General features: G+C 71.6%; 6 protein-coding genes. 5 read left to right on the plus strand and 1 reads right to left on the minus strand.

The window, feature by feature from the left end; translation table 11 throughout:
• Positions 1-3 precede the first annotated feature (3 nt).
• Positions 4-1,482: a cellulase family glycosylhydrolase gene (locus tag AB0H75_RS44505; protein WP_367807004.1), complete on the minus strand. Its 1,479-nt coding sequence runs from the start codon at positions 1,480-1,482 to the stop codon at positions 4-6.
• A 253-nt stretch (positions 1,483-1,735) separates the two neighbouring features.
• On the opposite strand from AB0H75_RS44505, the gene AB0H75_RS44510 reads away from it, so the two are divergent.
• The 5 genes from AB0H75_RS44510 to AB0H75_RS44530 all read left to right on the plus strand — a co-directional run.
• Positions 1,736-2,992 carry an ROK family protein gene (locus tag AB0H75_RS44510; RefSeq protein ID WP_367807006.1) on the plus strand — a complete coding sequence of 419 codons (1,257 nt, stop codon included), beginning with the start codon at positions 1,736-1,738 and terminating at the stop codon, positions 2,990-2,992.
• A gap of 155 nt (positions 2,993-3,147) precedes the next feature.
• The gene (locus AB0H75_RS44515; RefSeq protein WP_367807008.1) at positions 3,148-3,693 is read left to right on the plus strand and encodes a heparinase II/III family protein; all 546 of its coding nucleotides are present in this window, start codon (positions 3,148-3,150) and stop codon (positions 3,691-3,693) included.
• 348 nt (positions 3,694-4,041) lie between these two features.
• Positions 4,042-4,323 carry a metal-sensitive transcriptional regulator gene (locus tag AB0H75_RS44520; protein ID WP_367807010.1) on the plus strand — a complete coding sequence of 94 codons (282 nt, stop codon included), beginning with the start codon at positions 4,042-4,044 and terminating at the stop codon, positions 4,321-4,323.
• 49 nt (positions 4,324-4,372) lie between these two features.
• Positions 4,373-5,359 carry a hypothetical protein gene (locus tag AB0H75_RS44525; RefSeq protein ID WP_367807012.1) on the plus strand — a complete coding sequence of 329 codons (987 nt, stop codon included), beginning with the start codon at positions 4,373-4,375 and terminating at the stop codon, positions 5,357-5,359.
• 19 nt (positions 5,360-5,378) lie between these two features.
• A partial coding sequence (locus AB0H75_RS44530; protein ID WP_367807014.1) for a heavy metal translocating P-type ATPase occupies positions 5,379-6,582 on the plus strand: 1,204 nt, incomplete at its 3' end.

The following is a 6,582-nucleotide window of genomic DNA, read 5'->3' on the forward strand; positions in this document are numbered from 1 at the left end:
CGGTCACGGGGTCGCGTAGGGGTTCTGGGTGAGGAGGTGGGCCTTGTAGCCTTCGCCGACGCCGGGTTCGGGGGTGCCGTTCCAGTCCTTGATCAGGACGCCGCCGGTGCTGCAGCCCCACGGGTTCCAGGTCCATGCCAGGTGGGACAGCCCGTGCGCGGTGGCCCAGTCCATCAGCGTGTCCATGTAGCCGTAGCCGCAGTCGTCCTGGCCGAACTCGCCGATCACCACGGGTACCTGCTGGGCGAGCGGGGCGATCTGGGTGTCCCAGCAGGACGCTGTGGCGCAGGCGTTGAAGCTGTACGCGTGCCAGGACGCGGCGAGGTTGTCCAGCGGGTCGTCCGGCTTGTACGTCAGCCACTCCCGCATGTCGTTGGCCCATTCCAGGCCGCCCACCATGAGGACGTTGGTCGCGCCGGTCGCCCGGACCGCGTCGACGAGGTCCTGCATGCCGGCCACCTCGTAGGGAATGCCGGTGCAGGTGCCGCCGTCCCGCAGGCACCGCCAGCCCAGGGTCTTGTCCCAGTCGCTGGCGATCTCCGGGTACGGCTCGTTGAACAGGTCGAAGACGACGGAGTCGTCGCCCTTGAAGGTGTTCGCGACGCCGGTCCAGAACCGGGGGGCGTACTGCGCGTCCGGCATCGGCTTCTGGCACGTCGCGGTGGCGTCCTTGCAGTGCCAGTCCGGTCCGTCGCTGTAGGCGCCCGAGGTCCAGTGCAGGTCGAGGATCGGGGTGATGCCGTTGGCGACCAGCAGGTCCACGTAGGCCCGCACGCCCTGCTGGTAGGTCGCGCCGCCGGGGGAGCCGTTGAGGCCGAGCCAGCACTCCTCGTTCAACGGCAGGCGTACCGCGTGGATGTTCCAGCTCTTCATGGCATCGACCGAGGCCTGGTCGACCGGGCCGCCGTCCCATTGGCCCTTGCCCTGCACGCAGGCGTATTCGCCGCTTGAGCGGTCCACGCCGAGCAGGCGGTAGGGCTTGCCGTCCGAGGTGACGATCTTGTTGCCGGACACCCGCAGGCGCGGCGCCGGGCCGCCGGGGTCAGGGGTGGGGGTCGGCGTGACCACCGAGCCGGTGCAGGTGGTGCCGTTGAGCGCGAACGAGGCGGGTACCGGGTTGTCGCCCTTCCACGCTCCGACGAAGCCGATGGAGGTGGACGCCCCGGTGCCCAGTGACCCGTTCCAATCCAGGCCGGCGGCGGATACGCGAGCCCCGGACTGCGTCCAGGCGGCGCTCCAGCCTTGGGTGACCTTCTGATCGGCGTCCGGGAAGTCGAACGTCAAGGTCCACCCTTTGAGGGCGGAGCCCAGGTTGGTGAGGGCCACGTCGGCGGTGAACCCACCGGGCCACTGGCTCTGCACGGTGTACGTGACGGAGCAGCCGGCGGTGGCGGCCGACGAGGGGAGCGTGGTAGCCGCCATGCCGCCCAGTGCCATGAGCCCGGCAGCGACGAAGGCGAGCGGTGCATGACGATGTTTCATCCGATCCCTCTGCTCGACGTGGAAGGGAGAGCCGCCGCTCCAGACTTCGTTAGGAAACTTGTGCAAGTCAACGACGAAGCGACGCCCCACCTCGTGGAGGCGGCAGAGGGAAGAACATGACCCAGCTCAAAGGCTTGGCGACGGGCTGTCCGCTCGGCGGACGGCTGAAAATAAAGTAGCTTTCGTACATCCGGACGCTGGAGGTGGCACAGTGCCGAGCCCCATCTGGGCGACGCGGACGAGGACCCGCGGAATGGTGCTCGACCTGATCCGGGCGGCGCGCGCGATCAGCCGGGTGGAGCTCGTCGCGGCGACCGGCCTGACGGCGCCGACGATCTCCGAGGTCGTGCGTGAGCTCATGCTCGACGGCCTGGTCGTGGAGGCGGGGCTGGGGGCGTCCACGGGTGGCAAGCGACCGATGCTCGTCCAGCTCAATCCTTCCGCCCGCTACAGCGTCGGGGTGCAGCTGGAACGCAATACGTGCGTGATCGTCGTGATCGATCTGGCCGGCCGGCCGATCGCGAGGATGTCGTTCAGCGGAGTGTCGTCGATGCCGCCGGAGCGCGGGCTGTCGTCGGTGGCCACGCAGGTGAACGCGCTGCTCGACACGGCGGCCGTCGATCGCGGCAAGGTGCTGGGGGTGGGCCTGGTCACCTACGGGCCGCAGGATCGGCGGGCCGGGGTGCTGCTGACCCCGCAGCCCACCGAGGAGTGGTTCGGCCACCCGATCGCCGACCGGCTCGCCGAGAGCCTCGGCCTGCCCGTCCTGTTGGACAACGACGCGGCGGCGGCCGCGATCGGCGAGTACTGGATGGGGGCGGTAGGGCCGCACAGCACCTACGGCTGCATCTACATGGCCACCGGGATCGGCGGCGGCGTGGTGGTCGCGGGCGAGGTGTATCGCGGCAGCTCCTCGAACAGCGTGGAGATCGGCCACATCTCCATCGACGTCAACGGGGACGAGTGCCCGTGCGGCAACCGCGGTTGCCTGGAGAACTACGCCGGCCCGGCCGCGCTGGTCAGGCAGGCGCTGACGACGCCCGGGCTCGGCCAGCGGCTGGCGCTCGAACCGGCCGCGGACGACGTCCTCAGCGAGTTCGCGCGGCTCGCGGCCGCGGCGAACACCGGCGACCCGGCCGCCCGCGGCCTGATCGAACGCTCGGCCCGCTACCTCGGTTGCGCCGCGGTCACCATGACCACCCTCTTCGACCTCGACACGGTCGTCCTCGCGGGGCCGAGTTTCACGGTCGCCGGTTCGATCTACCAGTCGGTGATCCAGGAAGAGGTGGACCGCCGTACCTTCGCGCGGCAGGCGCACCGGGTGCGGGTCGTGCCATCGGTCAGCGGGTCGGACGCCGCGGCGATCGGCGGGGCGGTCCTCGTCCTGCAGAGCGAGTTGACCCTCGGCCACGGCCGTCCGGCGGACGGTGCCCCGCCGCCGTCCCCCGAGAACGCGGCGCCCGAGAACGCGGCGCCCGAGAACGCGGCGGCGGACGCGACCGCCCCCTGACGTCGCCCGGTCGTCCTCGTGGACGTCCGCGGATTCCGGTGAAAGCGAATCGGTGCATCGGGTGATAAGTAGTGACAGCCGATTCACCGGAAGGTGGCACATGACGGGGGAGACCACCGCGGCCGCGGCGCCCTGGGCCGCTCCTACGTCGCCCAGTGGAGTGGACGCGGTCGCCGGGGGCGCACAACGTACCGGTGGTGACCGGGGCCGCCTTCCGGCCCGGCACGAGCACGGACCTGCTCCGCTCCGTGATCGAGCCGGGCCGGCAGTCGTTCGAGCTGGCCGACGACGCCTACGGGGTGCGCAGGACCCGGCACGTCCTGGTCCACCACGGCCCCGCGGAACTGATGGCCGTGCACGACTCCGTGCCCGCCGGGACCCTGCGCAGCCTCTGGCACTTCGACCCCGCGCTCGCAGTGGTGTCCCGGGAGGCCGGGGTGGTGGTGCTGGGCGACGGCTCGGGTTTCCGGGTGACGTTGCCGCAGTTCCCGGGCGAGGGGCAGGGGATCAGGCCCGGGATGGTCTCGCCGGGTTACCTGCGCACCGCCGAGGTGGTGACCGTGGTGTCGCCCGCCGCCCCCGCCGTCGTGACCGTCATCGTCCCCGGCACCGCCTCCGTGACGGCCTCGCCCCTGACCGTCCACACCGAAGGCGGCCCCGTCACCCTTCCTCCGCCGTACGACCGGCCGGCACAGCGATGACGGGTGACGGAGATCCTGGGACGCTGAGATCCCCCGGGCGCCGGCTCACGTACGGGAGGCGGCGATCTCGTCGTCGGCCGGTGCGCCGGCCCGGGTGCGCAGGGTCGCGGCGGCGAGCAGCGCGCCGGCCAGGGCGGCGGCCGAGCGCCGAGCAGGAGGAGGCCGCCGAAGGCGGCGACGTAGGCGTTGAACACCCAGGACAGGTCCTCCTGGGAGAAGCCGAGATCCCGTTGGATGCGCGGCAGGGCCACGCCGATGATCGACGTGTCCATGATGACGCCGCGGTCGCGAGGAATACCATAGGGGGGTATGGTGTTGTCGCGGGCAACCGACCGGAAGGGAGTGGACATGGCCGGATACAGCCACAGCAAGCAGGACCACGCGATGCGCCTGCGCCGCATCGAAGGGCAGGTTCGCGGCCTGCAACGGATGGTCGAGGACGACAAGTACTGCATCGACATCCTGACGCAGGTGTCCGCGGCGACCAGCGCGCTGAAGTCGTTCTCCCTGTCGCTGCTCGAAGAGCACCTGGCCCACTGCGTCGCCGAGGCCGCGCGGAAGGGCGGTCCCGAGGCGGAGGCCAAGGTCAAGGAAGCCTCCGACGCCATCGCCAGACTTGTCCGTTCCTGATATCCGAGAGAGAGGCCCATATGAGCACCGCTGACGAAGGGGCGAACCGGTGAACGCCGCGGTCAAGCTCGGCTCGTACGCCCTGGGCCTGGCCGTCGTCTTCGGCGGCGCCCTGGGCGTGGGCAGGGCGATCGGCCCGGTCGGGGCGCCTCCGGCCGAGGACCACGCCGCCATGACGGCGCCCAGCGCGGGCGCGGCACATGGGGAGCACGCCACCGAGCAGGCGCGGGACGATACCCCCGGAGGGCTCCAAGTGTCCGAGAACGGCTACACCCTCAACCCCCTCACCACGACGATCAAGCCCGGTGAGCCCGCCGACTTCCGCTTCACCGTCACCGGGCCCGACGGCAGGGCCGTCACCGGCTACCAGGTCCAGCACGACAGGAAGCTGCACCTGATCGTGGCGTCCCGGGACCTGCGGACCTTCCGGCACGTGCATCCGGAGATGGCGCCCGACGGCGTCTGGTCGGTGAGGCTGACGCTGCCGGACGCCGGGCCGTACCGGGCCTTCGCCGACTTCGCGCCCACCGGCGGCGAGGCCCTGACCCTGGGTACCGACCTGTCCGTGGCCGGCGACTACCGGCCCGGCGCGTTGCCCGAGCAGAGCCGTACGGCGAAGGTCGACGGGTACGAGGTCACCCTCGCCGGCGACCTGACCCCTGGAAAGTCCAGCAGGCTCACCCTCACGGTCAGCAAGGACGGCGAGCCCGTCACCGACCTGCAGCCCTACCTCGGCGCCTACGGCCACCTGGTGGCCCTGCGCGCCAGGGACCTGGCCTACCTGCACGTCCACCCCGACGGCGAGCCCGGCGACGGCAGGACCAGGCCCGGCCCCGAGATCGTCTTCCACGCCGAGGTGCCCAGCACCGGCGACTACCGCCTCTTCCTCGACTTCCAGCACAAGGGCGAGGTCCGCACGGCCGGCTTCACCCTCGGCGCGGGCGAGCGACCCCAGACCCCGGCCGCCGAGCCCGAGCCCGAGCCCGAGCCCGCGTCCACGCCGAGCAAGCACGGCGACGACGGCCACAGCCACTGACCGAGAAAGGAGAACGGTGATGTCCCAGGTCACCGATGACCGGCGGAACGCCGTCGAGCTCTCGATCGGCGGCATGACCTGCGCCTCCTGCGCCAACCGCATCGAGCGCAAGCTGAACAAGATGGACGGCGTCACCGCGACCGTCAACTACGCCACCGAGAAGGCGAAGGTCACCTTCCCCGAAGGCGTCGACCCCCGGCAGCTCGTCGCCGAGGTGGAGAAGGCCGGCTACACGGCGGCCCTGCCCGCCCCGCCCCGAGCCGAGAAGGCCGAGCCGGAGCCGGAGGACGAGCTGCGGCCCCTGCGCGAGCGCCTCATCACCGCGATCGTGCTGGCCGTGCCGGTGATCGCGATGGTGATGATCCCGCCGCTGCAGTTCACCCACTGGCAGTGGTTGTCGCTGACGCTGGCGGCGCCGGTCGTGGTGTACGCGGGCTGGCCGTTCCACAGGGCCGCCTGGGCCAACCTGCGCCACGGCGCGGCCACCATGGACACGCTGATCTCGATGGGCACGCTGGCCGCGCTCGGCTGGTCGCTCTGGGCGTTGTTCCTCGGCTCGGCGGGGATGCCGGGCATGACGCACCCGTTCGAGTTCGTGATCGAGCGTACCGACGGCTCCGGCAACATCTACCTGGAGGCCGCGGCGGGCGTGACGGCGTTCATCCTGGCCGGGCGCTACTTCGAGGCCCGCTCGAAGCGGCGGGCGGGGGCGGCGCTGCGGGCGCTGATGGAGCTGGGCGCCAAGGACGTCGAGCTGGCCGACGGCCGCCGCGTCCCGGTCGAGCAGCTCAAGAGCGGTGACCGGTTCGTGGTGCGGCCGGGGGAGAAGATCGCCACCGACGGCGTGGTGGAGGAGGGCACCTCGGCCGTGGACGCCTCGATGCTGACCGGCGAGTCGGTGCCGGTCGAGGTCGGGCCGGGCGACGCGGTCACCGGCGCCACTGTGAACGCGGGCGGCCGGCTGATCGTGCGGGCCACCCGGGTCGGCGCGGACACCCGGCTCGCGCAGATGGCCAGGCTGGTGGAGGAGGCGCAGACCGGCAAGGCGCAGGTGCAGCGGCTGGCCGACCGGATCTCGGGCGTGTTCGTGCCGATCGTGATCGCGCTGGCCGTCGGGACGCTGGGCTACTGGCTGGGCACCGGCAACGGGGCGGGTGCGGCGTTCACGGCCGCGGTGGCGGTGCTGATCATCGCCTGCCCGTGCGCGCTGGGGCTGGCCACGC

The sequence above is a fragment of the Nonomuraea sp. NPDC050783 genome (assembly GCF_040802095.1).
Lineage (GTDB): Bacteria > Actinomycetota > Actinomycetes > Streptosporangiales > Streptosporangiaceae > Nonomuraea.

Bases quoted from the DNA above. Each gene is read 5' to 3' on its own strand.
- AB0H75_RS44520 (WP_367807010.1), top strand. From the start codon at position 4,042: ATGGCCGGATACAGCCACAGCAAGCAGGACCACGCGATGCGCCTGCGC.
- AB0H75_RS44505 (WP_367807004.1), bottom strand. From the start codon at position 1,482: ATGAAACATCGTCATGCACCGCTCGCCTTCGTCGCTGCCGGGCTCATG.
- AB0H75_RS44510 (WP_367807006.1), top strand. From the start codon at position 1,736: ATGGTGCTCGACCTGATCCGGGCGGCGCGCGCGATCAGCCGGGTGGAG.